9 protein-coding genes and 1 pseudogene are annotated in these 17325 nt (G+C 66.7%); 6 read left to right on the top strand and 4 right to left on the bottom strand.

Translation table 11 applies throughout. The features are described from left to right. Together ACLIVD_RS15260 and ACLIVD_RS15255 are read left to right on the top strand one after the other, a co-directional pair. Complete coding sequence (locus tag ACLIVD_RS15260) at nucleotides 1–8640, top strand: amino acid adenylation domain-containing protein (RefSeq protein ID WP_491932650.1); 8640 nt, start codon at nucleotides 1–3, stop codon at nucleotides 8638–8640. A gap of 217 nt (nucleotides 8641–8857) precedes the next feature. Next, entirely contained in the window at nucleotides 8858–9037 is a 180-nt protein-coding gene (locus tag ACLIVD_RS15255) for a hypothetical protein (protein WP_491932982.1), read from the top strand. Nucleotides 9038–9106: 69 nt separating this feature from the next. Here ACLIVD_RS15255 and ACLIVD_RS15250 read toward each other — a convergent pair whose 3' ends face one another. Both ACLIVD_RS15250 and ACLIVD_RS15245 read right to left on the bottom strand, forming a co-directional pair. After that, complete coding sequence (locus tag ACLIVD_RS15250; RefSeq protein ID WP_491932649.1) at nucleotides 9107–9730, bottom strand: maleylpyruvate isomerase family mycothiol-dependent enzyme; 624 nt, start codon at nucleotides 9728–9730, stop codon at nucleotides 9107–9109. A gap of 105 nt (nucleotides 9731–9835) precedes the next feature. Beyond that, a pseudogene (locus ACLIVD_RS15245) lies at nucleotides 9836–10155 on the bottom strand (SRPBCC family protein); the annotation flags it as partial. A 227-nt stretch (nucleotides 10156–10382) separates the two neighbouring features. On the opposite strand from ACLIVD_RS15245, the gene ACLIVD_RS15240 reads away from it, so the two are divergent. Then, nucleotides 10383–11144 (top strand): class I SAM-dependent methyltransferase, encoded by a 762-nt coding sequence (locus ACLIVD_RS15240; protein ID WP_491932648.1) that lies wholly within the window; start codon nucleotides 10383–10385, stop codon nucleotides 11142–11144. Nucleotides 11145–11435: 291 nt separating this feature from the next. Here the strand turns inward: ACLIVD_RS15240 and ACLIVD_RS15235 are convergent, their stop codons facing one another. Beyond that, the gene (locus ACLIVD_RS15235) at nucleotides 11436–12737 is read right to left on the bottom strand and encodes an MFS transporter (RefSeq protein ID WP_491932647.1); all 1302 of its coding nucleotides are present in this window, start codon (nucleotides 12735–12737) and stop codon (nucleotides 11436–11438) included. Nucleotides 12738–12748: 11 nt separating this feature from the next. On the opposite strand from ACLIVD_RS15235, the gene ACLIVD_RS15230 reads away from it, so the two are divergent. Genes ACLIVD_RS15230 through ACLIVD_RS15220 form a run of 3 tightly spaced genes read left to right on the top strand, consistent with a single transcriptional unit; the run spans nucleotide 12749 to nucleotide 14875 of the window. Further along, nucleotides 12749–13663 carry a LysR family transcriptional regulator gene (locus ACLIVD_RS15230; RefSeq protein ID WP_491932645.1) on the top strand — a complete coding sequence of 305 codons (915 nt, stop codon included), beginning with the start codon at nucleotides 12749–12751 and terminating at the stop codon, nucleotides 13661–13663. Beyond that, nucleotides 13660–14421 (top strand): 2-phosphosulfolactate phosphatase, encoded by a 762-nt coding sequence (locus ACLIVD_RS15225; protein WP_283334744.1) that lies wholly within the window; start codon nucleotides 13660–13662, stop codon nucleotides 14419–14421. The genes ACLIVD_RS15230 and ACLIVD_RS15225 overlap by 4 nt, the downstream gene beginning before the upstream one ends. Before the next feature lie 10 nt (nucleotides 14422–14431). Then, nucleotides 14432–14875: a protein phosphatase gene (locus tag ACLIVD_RS15220; RefSeq protein ID WP_280784650.1), complete on the top strand. Its 444-nt coding sequence runs from the start codon at nucleotides 14432–14434 to the stop codon at nucleotides 14873–14875. 75 nt (nucleotides 14876–14950) lie between these two features. Here the strand turns inward: ACLIVD_RS15220 and ACLIVD_RS15215 are convergent, their stop codons facing one another. After that, a complete protein-coding gene (locus tag ACLIVD_RS15215) occupies nucleotides 14951–17224 on the bottom strand; it encodes a polyribonucleotide nucleotidyltransferase (RefSeq protein WP_005240683.1) in 2274 nt (757 codons plus the stop codon). Nucleotides 17225–17325: the final 101 nt, after the last annotated feature.

Genomic DNA, 17325 nt, shown 5'->3' with positions numbered 1-17325 from the left:
ATGCGCTCGGGAGCCCTTCCGTCCGAGGCATGCCGTTTATCGGCCGCACAAAAGGGAATCTGGTTCGCCCAGCAACTGGCCGGCGAGCTCCCGATCACGATCGCGCAATACGTCGAGGTCTTCGGCGAGTTGGATATCGATTTGCTCGAGGCGACCAGTCGCGTGGCGGCCAGGGAGTTCGGTTCCGGGTTCTTACGCCTGGTCGATCACGACGGTGAGCTGTATCAACTGGTCGACGATTCTTCCGACAGCGGAATCCGGCGAATCGACTTTCGCGCGGAGGACGACCCGAGCGTCGCCGCGCAGCAGTGGATGCGCAGCGAGTTCAGCACCCCGATAGACCTCCTCCACGATGCGCTCGCAGTCTCGGCGATCCTCCGAGTCGGCGACCGGCACTACTACTGGTACTCACGCGTTCACCACATCGCCCTCGACGGTTACGGCGCCATGACGCTGATGCAGCGTATTGCCGAGTTGTATACGGCCGCAGTTGCCGGTGGCGAGGCCCCGCCGCTCCGCGTGCTGGACCTCGCACAGATCGTCGAAATCGATGCTGCCTACCGGAACTCGGATCGCTTCGAGGCGGATCGGCGGTACTGGGCGGAACGGACCTCGGGACTGCCGGAACCTGCGAGCCTGGCGGGGCGGTCGGCGCCCGTCGAGGCGCATCCGCGAGTGGCCAGCGCGGCCTTGTCACACGACGTAGCCTCAATGCTCGATTCGGTCGCAACGAAGCACAACTCGAGTGCGGCAACGGTCTTGGTCGCTGCTCTTGCCGGCTTCCTGTGCCGGATGACAGGCAGATCGGACATCGTTCTCAGTCTGCCGGTTTCGGCCCGAACGACCGCACCGCTGCGACGCTCAGGTGGGATGTTGGCCAATGTCGTGCCGCTACAACTCGAGGTGGGCGCGGACGTGACGATCGAGGCGCTGATCCACTCCGCCCAGCTCGAGTTGACCGGGGCGCTGCGGCGGCAGCGGTACCGCCGTGAGGACATCTGCCGTGATCTCGGCAGGGACATCAGCCGCAATCGCTCGTTTGGTCCGACTCTCAACATCATGCCGGCCGACCGAGAGATCCGGCTGGGCCCGCACCTCGGCCGACTGCACGTGTTGACCTCCGGGCTCGTCGACGATCTTTTCGTCAACATCTACCCGAGCGTGGGCGGCACCACGACGCACATCGACTTCCAAGCCAACCCGAGCCTGTACGACGACGACATTCTCAAATGTCATCACGACCGCTTGTTGTCCTTTCTCGACCGCTTCCTTTCTGCCGATGCGGGGAGTCGGGTCGGTGACCTCGACCTCCTCGACGCCGACGAAAAACGGAACCTGCTCGACCGCACCGGCGGCCCCGAACACCCCGCAACGACACTGCCACAACTGCTCACCACCGCCGCAGCACACAACCGCACCGCACCAGCGGTGACATACGAAGACCACCACCTGTCCTACGAACAACTCGACACCGCATCCTCCCAACTGGCACGGATCCTGATCGCCGAAGGCATCGGCACCGAAGACACCGTCGCCATCGCACTCCCCCGCTCCCTCGAAGCGACCCTCGCAATCTGGGCGACCACCAAAACCGGCGCCGCGTTCCTCCCGATCGACCCGAACTACCCGAAAGACCGCATCACCCACATGCTCTCGGACTCCCGAGCCGCACTCGGAGTAACCACCACCGAGCACGCCACCACCCTGCCCAAACCACTGCCCTGGCTCCTCATCGACACCCCCGACCTCGAAACCCGCTGCAACACCATGGATTCAGGTCCGATCACCGACACCGACCGACTCCGACCCCTACACACCACCAACACCGCCTACCTGCTCTACACCTCCGGCTCCACCGGCACCCCCAAAGGCGTCGTCGTCACCCACCAAGGGCTGGCCAACCTCGCCGCCGAACAACGCGAACGATTCACCATCACCCCCGACTCCCGCACCCTGGCCGTGGCATCCCCGAGCTTCGACGCCTCGGTCTTCGAACTACTCCTCGCCACCGGAACCGGCGCCACCATGGTCATCGCCCCACCCACCGTCTTCGGCGGCGACGAACTCACCCACCTCCTCCACACCACCCACGTCACCCACGCCGTGATCACACCGGCCGCACTGGCCACCATCGACCCCACCCACCTCCACACCCTGCACACCGTCCTCTCCGCCGGCGAGGCCTGCACCCCCGACCTGCCCACCCGCTGGGCCACACCCACCGACACCTCCCCCACCCACACACCCCGCCGCTTCTTCAACGGCTACGGCCCCACCGAAACAACCGTGATGAGCAACTGCAGCGGACCACTGCCACCCGGCGGCCCGATCACCATCGGCGGCCCGATCCGCGGCACCCACGCCTACGTCCTCGACGACCGACTCCGCCCCGTCCCCACCGGCGTGACCGCAGAACTGCACCTCGCCGGAATCCAGCTGGCCCGCGGATACCACAACCGGCCCGCACTGACCGCCGAACGGTTCGTCGCCAACCCCTACGGCCCACCCGGCCAACGCATGTACCGCACCGGCGACCTCGTCCGCTGGCACCCCGACGGCAACCTCGAATACCTCGGCCGCCGCGACCTCCAAGTCAAAATCCGCGGCCACCGCATCGAACTCGGCGAAATCGAAGCCACCCTCACCACCCACCCCGACATCACCCACGCCGCAGTGACAGTCCACCACGACCACCACACCGGCGACCAACTCGTCGGCTACGTCGTCCCCCGCAACCACACCCCCCTCGACCCCACCACGATCCACACCTTCGCCGCCGACCACCTCCCCGACTACATGGTGCCCACCCCCATCACCATCCTCGACGCACTACCCCTGACCACCAACGGCAAGATCGACCGGCGAGCACTCCCCGCACCAACACCGTCGAACCGGCAGTTCCGACCACCGGTCACCCCCACCGAACAGACCATCGCCGACGTCTTCGCCGACGTCCTCGGCGTCGACCGCGTCGGGGTTGACGAGTCGTTCTTCGCTCTCGGTGGCGACAGCATCGTCGCGATTCAGTTGGTCTCGCGCGCGAAAGCCCGGGGCGTGGTGTTCTCCTCACGCGATGTATTCGAGCGCAGGACCGTTGGCGGCTTGGCTGCAGTCGCGCAGTGTCCCGAGGACTCCGGACTGCCGGTGGCCCTCGAGGAGTTGCCGGGCGGCGGCATCGGGTGGATGCCGCTGACCCCGGTCGCGGCGGCGCTGATCGAGCGGGGTGGTGGCTTCGGTCGATTCTCGCAACACATGTGGGTGGAGTTGCCGCCCGGAATTGAGCGCGGTGGGTTGGTGGCGACGGTCGAGGCCGTGCTCGAGCACCACGACATTTTCCGCTCTCGACTTGTCGGCGACGAACGCGGGTGGGGTCTGGAAGTCGGTGGGTCGGATGCCGTCGATGTGGACGGCCTTGTTCATTGGGTGGAGGTCACCGCCGATCTCGACGAGCAAGCCGCGGCGGCGTTGGCGGCGGCGCAATTGGATGCGGCGTTGGGGCGGTTGGCGCCGACGACGGGCGTGATGGTGCAGTTCGTGTGGCTCGATTTCCGGTCCGGATGCAGCACCGCGCAGCGGCCGGGCCGGCTGCTGATCGTCGCGCACCACCTGGTGATCGACGGGGTGTCGTGGCGGATACTCCTGCCGGACTTGGCCTCCGCGTGGGCGCAGGTGTCCGCTGGGCACACTCCGGTGTTGGATCCCGTCGGAACGTCGATGCGTCGGTGGGCGCACGCGTTGGTCGAGGAGGCATCGGCCCCGGCGCGGCTGGCGGAGTTACCGATGTGGCAGGCACTGCTGCAAGCCCCCGACCCGGTAGTGGGCCTCCGCCCGTTCAACGCGGCTGTCGATGTGGGATCCACCCTCGACCGGGTCGAGGTGAGAGTACCGGCACCGGTGACGGCATCACTCCTGACGACCTTGCCGACACTGTTCCACGGCGGCGTCGAGGACGGACTGCTGGCGGCATTGGCATTGGCCGTCTGCCGGTGGCGGCGCACGCGACAGGTCTTCGAATCCTCGACGCTGATCCACCTCGAGGGACACGGCCGTCAGGAGCAGATTGCCGCGGGAGCGGATCTGTCTCGAACGGTGGGATGGTTCACCACCGTGTTTCCGGTGCGTCTGGATATCGGGGCCGCCGACCTCGACGACGCCTTCGCCGGTGGCGCCGGCGCCGGTGTGGTGGTCAAGTCGATCAAGGAGCAGCTGAGGTCGCTACCGGACAGGGGAATCGGCTACGGGCTGCTGCGCTACCTGAATCGGGACACAGCCGAGCAGTTGCGGTCACTGCCGGTCGGCCAGATCAGCTTCAACTACCTCGGCCGGGTGTCCGGCGGTGGTGTGCCGAACGAGATGCCGCGGGCGGAGTGGGCACCGTGCGGCCATCTCGGCGACATCGCCGCTCCGGGAGATGCCGACATGCCGGCGAACGGCGTCGTCGACATCAATGCGATCGTCACCGACGGCAGCGAGGGTCCGGTGCTGGGCGCCACGTTCACGTTCCCGACCGGTGCAATCGGGCGGACCGATGTGCAGGACTTGGCGGAGGAATGGTGTGCTGCGCTCGCCGCGCTCGCCACCCATGCGCAGACCCCCGACGCCGGCGGGCTGACACCGTCGGATCTACCGTTGATCACCGCACGCCAACCGGACATCGACCGCTGGGAAGCGGCGTATCCGGCGGTCACGGACGTGTGGCCCCTGACGCCGCTGCAGTCGGGTCTGCTGTTCCACGCGCTGTTGGCCGCGTCGTCGGTCGACGTGTACTCGATGCAGGTCGTGTTCACCCTCACCGGCCGGGTGGACGCCACCCGGCTGCACACGGCGTCACAGGCGGTACTGAATCGGCACCCGAACCTGCGGGTGGCGTTCGTCGAGGGAGCCGACGGCATACCCGTGCAGCTGGTCCTCGACAAGGTGCCGGTGCCATGGTCCGAGGTCGATCTCCGCGAAATCGACGACACCACTCGCCCGGACGCGTTGACGCGACTGCTGGCCGACGATCAGGCCACGCACTTCGACATGACCGCACCACCGTTGATCCGGTTCACACTGGTCACCGTCGCCGAGGACCGGTACGAGCTGGTCGTCGCCAACCACCACATCCTGCTCGACGGCTGGTCGATGCCACTGCTGATGACGGACATGCTCGCACTCTATGCCGCCGGCGACCAGGCATCGGCGTTGCCTCCCGCCCGTCCGTATCGCAATTATCTCGAATGGCGCGCCGAACAGGACCAGGCGACGTCGCGGCAGGTCTGGGCGGCGGCACTCGAGGGTGTCGAGGGCCCGACCCTGCTCGCCCCCGCCGACCCGGGCCGAGAGATCTCCTCGCGGGCGGGTGAAGTAACCACCGATCTCGGCGAACACAAAACACGTGCCCTGTCCGAGTTGGCCGCCCGACTCGATGTCACCGTCAACACGGTCATGCAGGCGGCCTGGGGAATTCTGCTGATGCGGATGACCGGCCGCGACGACACAGTCTTCGGCAGCACCGTGTCAGGACGGCCACCCCAGCTCGCAGGCGTGGAATCGATGATCGGACTGTTCATCAACACGGTACCGATCAGGGTGCGCGCAGACCCGGACCAGTCGATCACCCAACTACTGACGCGGATGCACCGTGAACAGGCCGACCTGCTCGACCACCTCTACCTCGGACTCACCGACATTCAGCACGCCGCCGGAACAACCGACGCCCTCTTCGACACGCTGACGGTGTTCGAGTCGTACCCCGTCGAGCAGACCACACTTACCGAACAGGCCGACGCACTCGACGGCATAACCCTCGCCGGCGTCAGGGCCAACGACAACACCCACTACCCCCTCGCCCTGAAAATCACCGACGACACCCACATCCGACTAACCCTGACCTACCTCCACGACCTGTTCGACGAACCATACGTCCAAGCCCTGCTCAACCGATACCTGCATGTCCTCGAAGCCATCATCGCCGATCCCGACAGCCCGGTCGGCGACCTCGACATCCTCGACCCCGACGAAAAACAGCTGATCCTCGAGGACTGGAACCACACCGATCATGCGACAACCACCGACACACTGGTGTCGATGTTCGGTGCGCAGGTCACGCGCACACCCGACGCGCCCGCGGTGGTGGACGGAAACCGAACACTGTCCTACGCCGAGTTCGATGCACGCGTCAACCGCCTCGCCCGACACCTGATCACCCAGGGCGTGGGCCCGGAAACCATCGTGGCACTACGGATGCGCCGCTCCCTCGACTTCGTCGTCGGCGTCTACGCCACCCTCACCGCCGGTGCAGCTTATCTGCCCATCGACCCCCACCACCCAGCCGAGCGCACACACTTCATACTCGCAGTGGCGCAACCCACCTGCATGCTGACCACCACCCACGACGACCAAGACGATCCGCCCGACCCGGTACCGGTCCTCCACCTCGACACCATCGATCTGTCACCGCTGTCCGCGATGCCGGTGACCGACGCGGACCGCCGCGCACCGCTACGCCCGCAGAACACGGCCTACGTGATGTTCACCTCGGGATCGACCGGCCGCCCGAAGGGGGTGACCGTGGCGCACAGCGCGATCGTCAACGAGGCTCAGTGGGTGGTCGAGGCGTTCGATTACCGTGCCGGTGACCGACTTCTGCAGAGCAACGCGGTGACCTTCGACGCGTCGACCCCCGATCTCTTCGCACCGCTGCAGGTCGGGGGCTGCGTGGTCTTGGCAGGGCCCGACGGCCAACGCGACCCCGACTACCTCGCCGAACTCATCCGGGCACAGAAGGTCACTCACGTGGCGTCGGTGCCGACGGTACTGACCGCCCTGATGGCCGGCCGATCACCCGACGTCCTCCGCGGCGTGCGGGTGGTCTACCTCGGCGGTGAAACGCTGTCCGGGCAGACGGTCGCGCGGTTGGCGGAGTTCGGTCCGGCGACGGTATGGAACCAGTACGGGCCCACCGAAACCACCGTCAGCGTCATCTGCCACCGCTGCACCCAACACGAAGAGTCGGTGGTGCCCATCGGCACACCCCAGATCAACTGCCACGCCTACGTGCTGGACCACCGCTTGCATCCGGTACCGGTGGCGGTGGTGGGCGAGTTGTATGTGGCCGGGATCCAGCTGGCCCGCGGATACCACAACCGACCCGCACTGACCGCCGAACGGTTCGTCGCCAACCCCTACGGCCCACCCGGCCAACGCATGTACCGCACCGGCGACCTCGTCCGCTGGCACCCCGACGGCAACCTCGAATACCTCGGCCGCCGCGACCTCCAAGTCAAAATCCGCGGCCACCGCATCGAACTCGGCGAAATCGAAGCCACCCTCACCACCCACCCCGACATCACCCACGCCGCAGTGACAGTCCACCACGACCACCACACCGGCGACCAACTCGTCGGCTACGTCGTCCCCCGCAACCACACCCCCCTCGACCCCACCACGATCCACACCTTCGCCGCCGACCACCTCCCCGACTACATGGTGCCCACCCCCATCACCATCCTCGACGCACTACCCCTGACCACCAACGGCAAGATCGACCGACGAGCACTCCCCGCACCAACACCGTCGAAGCGGCAGTTCCGACCACCGGTCACCCCCACCGAACACACCATCGCCGACGTCTTCACCGACGTCCTCGGCCACGACCGAATCGGACTCGACGACGACTTCTTCACCCTGGGCGGCAACTCGCTGCTCGCCATCCAGGTCAGTGCGCGGCTGCGAGAGGCTCTCGACGTCGAGATGCCAGTGGCATGGCTCTTCACTGGCGCCACGGTGGAAGCGATCGCCAGTAGAGTCGAGGCGGTCTCCGACGGGTCGACACCTATTGCGCCGACCGGACCTTCGGCATTCGACGTCCTGTTTCCGATCACATCGGCTGGAGATTCCGACCCGATCTTTTGCATACACCCGGCTAGCGGATTGGCCTGGTGCTACGCAGGTTTGGCTCGATACACCGAACCGAGACAGCGAATCTACGGGCTGCAATCCCCCGAACTCGTCGAAGACGACCCGCATCCCCGTTCCATCGAACAGTTGGCGGAGCACTACGTCCGGGAGATCCAGGCCGTGCAACCAGACGGGCCGTATCACCTGCTCGGCTGGTCCTTGGGCGGAGTTATTGCCCACGCCGTAGCCACACGATTTCGCCTTCTCGGGAAGAAGGTCTCGATGCTGGCGATGCTGGACAGCCGGTTCCGCGAAGCGGAATCGACTGCAAACCAGGAATTCACTGTTGAAGACATCCTGGTCGAGCTAGCCGATCTGTTTGGATTCGGTGCCGAAGACTTCGATGCCGCGGGGAAAACCATGTCGGCTGAACAAGCGACCGAACTGATTCATCTGCGAACCGGAGCATTCGAGTTTCTCCAGCCATCACACGTGAAGCGGATCGTCGAATCCTTCAATGACGCGCCACGGTTGGTCGCCGACTACCACCCCGCCGTGTTCGACGGAGACATGGTCTTCTTCGCCGCCGCAGCTGGCGAGATGACCCGAGAGGTTGCCGAAAGTTGCTGGCAACCATACATAACTGGTTCAATCGACTACTATCCCATCGATGCCACGCATATTCGTATGACCACGCCGCGAGCGTTGGCGGACATTGCACGAGTTCTCAACACCTACCTCGTCGACGCTGTCAGTTAGCGGCGCCTCCCTGTGTCAAACGAACTACTCGATGGTGCAACGAACGCATGAAATCGCCATCTCGCGATCCAGCCGGACAAGGCGCAGCTGATTCCGTCCACCGCGACGGCGCGGTTGCTGCCCGAGCGCTATTTAACGCTGTGTCGCTCATCGTTCCCGAGGGCGACACGGCTCCGCCGATCCAGGCCGGCGGGACACGCTGGCGAACACACTCGGCGTGCAGTTCATCAACCCGAAAGGTCGCTACCTGCCCAACCAGGACGAGCCGCGCCTGCTCGACAATCGCGGACCGGCCTGCTGCGACGTCACCGGGGTCCACGATCAGGTCCCGGGATACGGAGCCCAGATCACGCCCGCAAGTTACGCGGGATCGAAGATGCAGGCGCCCCGACCATGAGGGGAACCGAAGTGGCCTGCGAGTGACGACGCTCCTGGGACCGTCGCCCAGTTTCCGGACGGTAGATCGTCAGATCGCCGCCGCGAGGACCTCCACGCCCGGTCCGTCGAGGTCGTCGAGCGCCACCCTCCGACCGGAGACGGCCAGGAGAAGCGAAAGGGCGGTGCCGCTCACCTCGGGGCCGTCGCCGATCGACACGTCGGCGTCCGCTGCCGTCAGCCGGACACGGGACACAAGCTCTTTGGCGCCGCCGAAGGACGCCGGGGTGCGCGTCTGCAGGCGGAGCGATCTGTCGACGGCCTCCGCCGGGTAGGAGCGGGTGAGTCCCAAGGGCCGACGGATGTCCTCACCGTGGACGATCTCCTCGACGAGCCTGCTGTCGAGGGGTGACGGAGGCGTCGACGTGCGCGACGCTGCCCGACGAAGCCGCTCCAATGTCTCCTGCGGTGAGGCGCCACGCTCGCGTTCCACGCCGCGTGCGTTCTGGCGGTCGAAGTCGAATCGCGCCCGGGCGAGGCCGAGCATGAAACCGAGGCGCGTCGTCCGAGCCGTGTCGACCAGGTGGGCGACCACGTCGTGCACCGTCCAGTCGCCGCAGAGCGACGGCTCGTCCCACCGTGCCGCGTCGAGACTCCCGAGGTCGTCGATCAGCGCCGCACGCTCCGCGTGCACCATCGACCAGACATATTCCACAGCTCGCTCCTTCGGTCGGCCACATCGTATGCACGGTAAGACTCGTCGAGACACGGAATCTCATCGCAGCTCGGGGAACGACCGAATGAGAGCCGACCCACATGGTCAGCTGTCGATGGTGAGCACGTCTGCGAGGTTATCCAAACTTGCCCGCACCGTGCGTGAGTACGCCTTCGCGACTATCGGGTCGGCCAGCTTGCCGAAGATTCCTCCGAGGCCACTTTCGCTGTCGGTCCGATAGGTGAACAGGGTGCCGCCGTCGACTTCCTCGAGCCTCGTCGTCGCGGTGAAGCCGACCTTGCTCTCCACCGACGTGGACGTGGCCACCTTCAACGGCTCGTACTCGACGAATTCGGTCACCGGTCGAGCCGCCTACCCAGAATGCGGGTTACCCCGCGCCACCGGGTGCCCACCCCGAGTTGGCCTCGTCACGCTCCTTGCTCGGTCGGGCCACGATGGAGACCGGTCTGTTTGATTCTCCCGCTATACCTGGTCGCTATCACTGATGGTTAGCGCGTCAAAGCGCTGGTAGCGGTGTAGACACGACAAGACCGCGAAGCGCCGGCGAATCCGGGGCTGGATCGATCCGCCGAGGAGCAGAGATGATCGAATCATGACAACGGATCGCCGTACGCTTCGGAACACCTTCGAGTTGGCCGCCGAGAAGTACCACGCCGCTCGGCCCAGCTATCCGTCAGCGCTCTACGACGAACTCGTCCTCACGTCCGGACTGCGCCCAGGTGACTCGCTATTGGAGATCGGAGGAGGTACGGGCAAGGCCACCGTCGAGCTCGCGCGGAGGGGCTTCACCATCACGTCGGTCGAACTCGGGCATGACCTGGCAGCGATCGCACGTGAGAATGTAGCGGCGTTCCCCAACGCCGAGGTGGTCTGCGCCGATTTCGAGCAATGGAGGCCTGCGCCAGGCGTGACCTACGACTTAGTATTCGCGGCAACCTCCTGGCACTGGATCGATCCCTCGACGCGATACATCAAGGCGGCCAGCCTCATTCGCCCCGAAGGACATCTGGCTTTTTGGGGTGCACAACACGTGTTCCCGGAAGGTGGGGACCCGATCTTTCGTGACATTCAGCCCGTCTACGAGGAGATCGGCGAAGGTCTCCCGGATACCGCGACGTGGGCGCGCCCGGGTGAGCTGGCCGATCATCGGGCCGAATTCGAGGAGAGCGGGTTCTTCGACAGCGTCGTGGTGCGTCACTTCGACTGGGAAGTCAGCTACGACGTGGACGGCTATCTCGACCTTCTCGACACCTTCTCCGGACACATCGCCATGGCGAAATGGCAACGGGAACGGCTGCACAGCGAGATTCGTCGTCGAGTTGCCGAGCGGCCCGAACACCGCATCCGGCGGCACTTCGGCGCGGTCCTGCACATTGCCCGCCGTCGCAGCTGATCTTCACGCATTTCGCGCCAGACGGCCGAACGACCCGACCGACTCTCCGGTCAAGCCCGGGGCGCATCACAGGCTTCGGTGTGGCCGTCCAACGCACATAGGCGAAGGCGGCTTGGTTCCGCACCTCCGAACAGTGCGACTGCCAACCCCAGAACACCTCCACTGCCGGCCAACACCGCACCGAGTAGGAACATTCCACTCATCAGACCCTCCCCTCTGTCCTGTCCCCATTACAGCAGGCCCCCACCCGGACAGGGGCTCCGGCCTGCCGGAGAGATCCCAACTCCCGCTTCAGCAGGACTCGACGGCGACGACGCGACGTGCGGTTGTCGATGGGAGGAGCGCGAGGACGAGGGCCAGCACCGTCAGGACGAGGACCAGGACGGCCACGTAAAACCAGTGTCCGTTCGCCCAGGCGATTCCTCCGACCCAGCCGAACAGGCTGGAGCCGGCGTAGTAGGAGACGTTGTACAGCGCCGTCGCCTGTGCGCGACCCGTTGTCGCGTGGGCGCCGACCATGCCGGATGCGACGGCATGGCCGACGAAGAGTCCGCCGGTGATCGCGGCCACGCCGAGGAGGATCAGGACCAGCGATCCGGCGACGCTGAGCATCGTCCCACCTGCCATGAAGGCACAGGCCGACACGAGCACGGTTCGGTGACCGAACCGGCCAACCACCCAGCCGGCGGCGCGAGAGCCCGCCGTGCCCGCCAGATAGGCGAGAAAGATCAGCGACACCACCGTGGGCGCGAGGTGGTACGGAGCGGCCTCGAGGCGGAAGGGGAGGTAGTTGAAGACGGCCACCATGCCGCCGACGAGTAGCGCACCGATGCCGAACAATGCCAGGAGGCGGGTATCCCGCAGGTGGATGGCAAGGATCCCGGTGGACGGGACGGCCACTCGCCGCCCCCGTCCGGCGGGAAGCAACGCGATCAGGATGGTCATCAGGATCGCCAGACCTACGCCGAGGATCGCCAGGGCCGGACGCCACCCGAGGTGATCGGCGACCGGGACGACCAGAAGTCGACCGCTCAAACCACCCAATGATGTTGCTGCCACGTAGGAACCGGCCAATGCCGCGGTCCGCGCCGGCGCGGCGACCTCGTGGAGCAGTGTCATCGCCAGCGCCGGCAGTCCCCCGAGCGCCACCCCTTGGACGAATCGTCCCGCCACCAGCGCGTCGAACGTCGGGAGCCAGGGGACGGCCACGGCGAGCAGTCCCGCGGTTGCCGCCGCGTACCGCATCGCGGTGGGGCGCCCCACCCGATCCGAGAACCGGGCCCACGGCAGAACCGACAACGCCAGCCCGAGCGTGGCCGCCGAGACCAGGAGAGAAGCCTGCGCCGGGCTCACGGACGCGTCGTGCCCGATCTGCGTGAGGAGCCCTTGAGGCGCGTACATCAGGGCAAAGGTCGCCACACCGGCACACCACAGCGCAGCCGAGAGTCGGCGGTCCGGATTGCCCGTCGGCGGCGTGGGCTGCAGGGCAGTCGCTGCGCGGGTCTCCTTCTCCGTGAGGTGTGTGGCGGGCATGGAGTCGACGTTAGATCCGAAGAACTGATGAATCCAATGCAGAACCATCCATCGACTCATACAGTTGAGTCATGAATAGCGAGACCGTCAAGGCGCTGTTGCCGCACCTCCCCGTCCTCGTCGCCCTCGGCGAAGTCGAACATGTGACTGTCGCTGCCGCGATGCTCGGGATGCCCCAGCCCACGGTCAGCCGGATAATCCGCCGACTCGAAAAGCAACTCGACATCTCGCTCCTGGAACCGGACGGCCGCGGCGTGCGCCTGACCGATGCCGGCCGGACACTGGTGCCTTACGCACAGCGCGCACTCGAGGCGGTGGTGGACGGCCTCGACGCCGTGCAGTCCGAAGACCGACAGGCGCGGGCCACCGTTCGCGTCGCCTTTCAGATGTCGCTCGGCGAGCACCTCGTGCCCGAGTTGATTCGCACCGTCCGCGCGACGGATCCGACGATCCGGTTCGTCCTCAGTCAGGGCGCGCGCCGCACGTGCCTGGACACCCTCCTCAACCGTGAGGCCGATATCGCGCTCGTCTCCCGTCTCACCCCACCGCCCGAGGGCCTGACGGTCACGCCGCTGTTCGAACAGCCGCTCGTCGTCCTGGTGCCCTCCGAACACCCGCGGGCCGCATCGACCTCGACGACGATCCGTGACCTCGCCTCCGAGCCGATCGTCACTCTCAAGCCGGGCTACGGACTCCGGGGATCGCTCGACGACCTGTTCGCCCGAGCCGGTGCCCTACCCACGATCGCGTTCGAAGGAGAGGACGTGCACACCGTGCACGGCCTGGTCGCATCCGGCTTGGGCGTGGGCATCGTGCCGGCCACGGATACTCCCCCACCCGGGTGCGCGCAGATTCGCCTCGACGATCCCCGAGCCTTCCGCGACATCGGTGCCGCGCGCCTACCCGGTCCCCCGAGCGTCGCGGTCACCACGGTTATCGCTGCCCTCATAACGCTCACGTCGACGGAGAGCGGGGAGACCCCGTGAACCGCGAACATCTCCAACACGATTACGGCCTCCGTTTCGACTGGGGCCTGCCGGGGGCGAAAGCCGTCGGCGCCGACGCCGACGTCGCGGTCGTAGTGGACGTCCTGTCGTTCACCACCACACTCACCGTTGCGGTCGACGCCGGCATCGACGTCCTGCCCTACCGGTGGAACGACGATTCTTCCGAACGCTACGCCCGTGACTCGGACGCGGTCCTCGCCGTCGGACGCAGCCGGGCGGCGAACGGGCAGATCAGCTTGTCGCCGAATACGATTCGACGGACCGCGGCGCCGCGCAGGTTGGTGCTTCCCTCGCCGAACGGATCGACCATCAGCTTCGAGCTCGGCACCGGAACCGGCGTGTGCGTCGGGGCGTCCCTACGGAATGCGACCGCTGTTGCAGACTGGATCGCCCGGCACTGCACGTCGACGTCGGTGGTGTCGGTGATCGCCGCCGGGGAGAAATGGCCGGGCGGCGAACTCCGGCCGGCGATCGAGGATCTGTGGGGCGCGGGCGCCGTGCTGTCCGCTCTGACGGCGATCGGTCGGGGCGCTGACGCGTCGCCGGAAGCCCTGGCGGCCATGACCGCCTGGCGCGGTGTCGCGGACACCCTCCCGCAGTCCCTCGCGGCGTGTGCGTCGGGACGGGAGTTGCGTGCCTCGGGATACCCGCAGGACGTCGTAATCGCCGCCGAGGTGGACCGGAGCACCGCCGTCCCGGTCCTCGAAGATCGCGTCTTCCGAGCGGCTGCGCAATAGAGTGAGCGCCATGTTCGATACCTGGGACGCCGACGCTCCTGGAGTCCTCCGCCTGCCGTCCGGGCGGCTGGTCCGCGGCCGGGGGCTGAGGCGACCACTCCCCGACGGTCCCCTCCCCGATTTCGCCGTCTACCTGCTGGGGCGGACGCCGCCGCCGGTGCAGTGGGACTCACGGTGGGTCCGCTGGCCCGACTTCGCGTTGCCGCGGGACCGCGACGACACCCTCGATGCGCTGGGTGAGGTGTGGCGCCGCGCCGCGACGGAACGGGTGGAGTTGGCATGCGGGGGCGGTCGCGGCCGGACGGGCACAGCCCTCGCCTGCATCGCCGTGCTCGACGGGGTCCCGGCGCGGGACGCCGTCGCGTACGTCCGGCAGCACTACCACCGTCACGCGGTCGAGACACCGTGGCAGCGGCGGTATGTCGGACGGTTCACCGCGGCACCGTCCTCCTGACGCACCCGACACGAAGACGCCGACGGCCCCGCACGAGATTCGTGCGGGGCCGCCGGCGTGGTGACCGGGAGAAGGCTACTTCTCGGCAGCCGCCTCTTCGCTCTGCTCGGCCGGAGCCGCAGCGCCGTCTTCTTCGACGGGGATAAGCGAGATCTTGCCGCGGTTGTCGATGTCGGCAATCTCGACACGCAACTTCGAGCCGACGCTCACGACGTCCTCGACCTTGGCAATGCGCTTGCCGCTGCCCAGCTTCGAGATGTGCACCAATCCGTCGCGGCCGGGAAGGAGCGACACGAACGCACCGAAGGCGGTGGTCTTGACGACCGTGCCCAGGAAGCGCTCGCCGACCTTCGGCAGCTGCGGGTTGGCGATGGCGTTGATCATGTCGATCGCGGCCTGCGCGGACGGGCCGTCCGTCGCACCGACGAACACGGTGCCGTCATCTTCGATGGAGATGTTGGCGCCGGTCTGCTCGGTGATGGAGTTGATCATCTTGCCCTTGGGGCCGATGACCTCACCAATCTTGTCGACGGGGACCTTGATGGCCGTGACGCGCGGGGCGAACGGGCTCATCTCGTCGGGGGTGTCGATGGCCTCGGCCATGACCTCGAGGATCGTCGCCCGCGCATCCTTGGCCTGCGACAGCGCGCCGGCGAGGACCTTGGACGGGATGCCGTCGAGCTTCGTGTCGAGCTGCAGGGCCGTGACGAAGTCCTTCGTGCCCGCGACCTTGAAGTCCATGTCGCCGAACGCGTCCTCGGCACCGAGGATGTCGGTGAGCGCGACGTAGCGGGTCTCACCGTCGACCTGGTCGGAGACGAGGCCCATGGCGATACCGGCGACCGGAGCCTTCAGAGGCACACCGGCGTTGAGCAGCGCGAGCGTCGACGCGCACACGGAACCCATCGAGGTGGAGCCGTTGGAGCTGAGCGCCTCCGAGACCTGACGGATGGCGTACGGGAATTCCTCGACGCTGGGCAGCACGGGCATGAGTGCCCGCTCCGCCAGCGCGCCGTGACCGATCTCGCGGCGCTTCGGGGAACCGACGCGTCCCGTCTCACCGGTGGAGTACGGCGGGAAGTTGTAGTGGTGCATGTACCGCTTGGTCGTCTCGGGTCCGAGCGAATCGACCTGCTGCGCCATCTTCACCATGTCGAGGGTGGTGACACCCAGGATCTGGGTCTCGCCGCGCTCGAACAGAGCGGAACCGTGGGCACGCGGAACGATGGCGACCTCGGCCGACAGCGAACGGATGTCCGTGATGCCACGGCCGTCGATGCGGAACTGGTCGCGCAGGATGCGCTGACGGACCAGCTTCTTCGTCAGCGAACGGAATGCCGCGCCGAGTTCCTTCTCGCGACCCTCGAAGTTCGGGGCGACCTGCTCGAGGACCTCGACCTTGACCTCGTCGGTCTTGTCGTCGCGCTCCTGCTTGCCCGCGATGGTCAGTGCCGCGCTGAGCTTCTCCGCTGCGGCGGCCTCGACGGCTGCGAACACGTCGTCCTGGTACGCCGGGAAGACGGGGAAGTCACCGGTGGGCTTGGAGGCCTTGGCCGCGAGCTGCTGCTGCGCGGTGCAGAGGCGGGCGATGAACGGCTTGGCGGCCTCGAGGCCCTCGGCCACGATCGCCTCGGTGGGAGCCTGTGCGCCACCGTCGATCAGGGAGATCACGTTGTCGGTGGCTTCGGCCTCGACCATCATGATCGCGACGTCGGCGTCGTCACCGCTGCCGGAGACGATGCGACCCGCGACGACCATGTCGAAGACGGCGTTCTCGAGCTGCTCGACGGTGGGGAATGCGACCCACTGGCCGGCCTTGTTCTCGTCCGAGGTGATGAGCGCGACGCGCACACCGCCGACGGGTCCGGAGAACGGCAGTCCGGCGATCTGGGTGGAAGCAGACGCGGCGTTGATCGCGACCACGTCGTACAGGTCCTGCGGGTTCAGGCTCATCACCGTGACGACGACCTGGATCTCGTTGCGCAGACCGTCGACGAACGACGGGCGCAGCGGGCGGTCGATCAGGCGGCAGGTCAGGATCGCGTCCGTGGAGGGACGGCCCTCACGACGGAAGAACGAGCCGGGGATACGGCCCGCCGCGTACATGCGCTCCTCGACGTCCACCGTCAGGGGGAAGAAGTCGAAGTGCTCCTTGGGGTGCTTGCTGGCGCTCGTCGCGGACAGCAGCATCGTCTCGTCGTCCAGGTAGGCGACGACGGCGCCGGCGGCCTGCTGCGCGAGGCGACCGGTCTCGAAACGAATGGTGCGGGTTCCGAAGGACCCGTTGTCGATCACGGCGGTGGATTCGAACACGCCCTCATCGACCTCTACTGCGGAATTCTCTGTCATCTCTTCTTTTCACTTCCCTCTCGTCTTCGCCGTACCCGCGGGGGCGTTCTCACCCTCCTGGCGAGAACTGCGCACCTGAGGGACATCCCCCTCTCGAGTTC

Source organism: Rhodococcus sp. G6(2025), from assembly GCF_058628105.1.
This window is presented reverse-complemented; position numbering and strand designations above follow the sequence as displayed.

Coding starts and splice junctions, on each gene's coding strand:
- ACLIVD_RS15220 (WP_280784650.1), top strand. CDS start 14,432: ATGTTCGATACCTGGGACGCCGACGCTCCTGGAGTCCTCCGCCTGCCG.
- ACLIVD_RS15260 (WP_491932650.1), top strand. CDS start 1: ATGCGCTCGGGAGCCCTTCCGTCCGAGGCATGCCGTTTATCGGCCGCA.
- ACLIVD_RS15230 (WP_491932645.1), top strand. CDS start 12,749: ATGAATAGCGAGACCGTCAAGGCGCTGTTGCCGCACCTCCCCGTCCTC.
- ACLIVD_RS15235 (WP_491932647.1), bottom strand. CDS start 12,737: ATGAGTCGATGGATGGTTCTGCATTGGATTCATCAGTTCTTCGGATCT.
- ACLIVD_RS15215 (WP_005240683.1), bottom strand. CDS start 17,224: ATGACAGAGAATTCCGCAGTAGAGGTCGATGAGGGCGTGTTCGAATCC.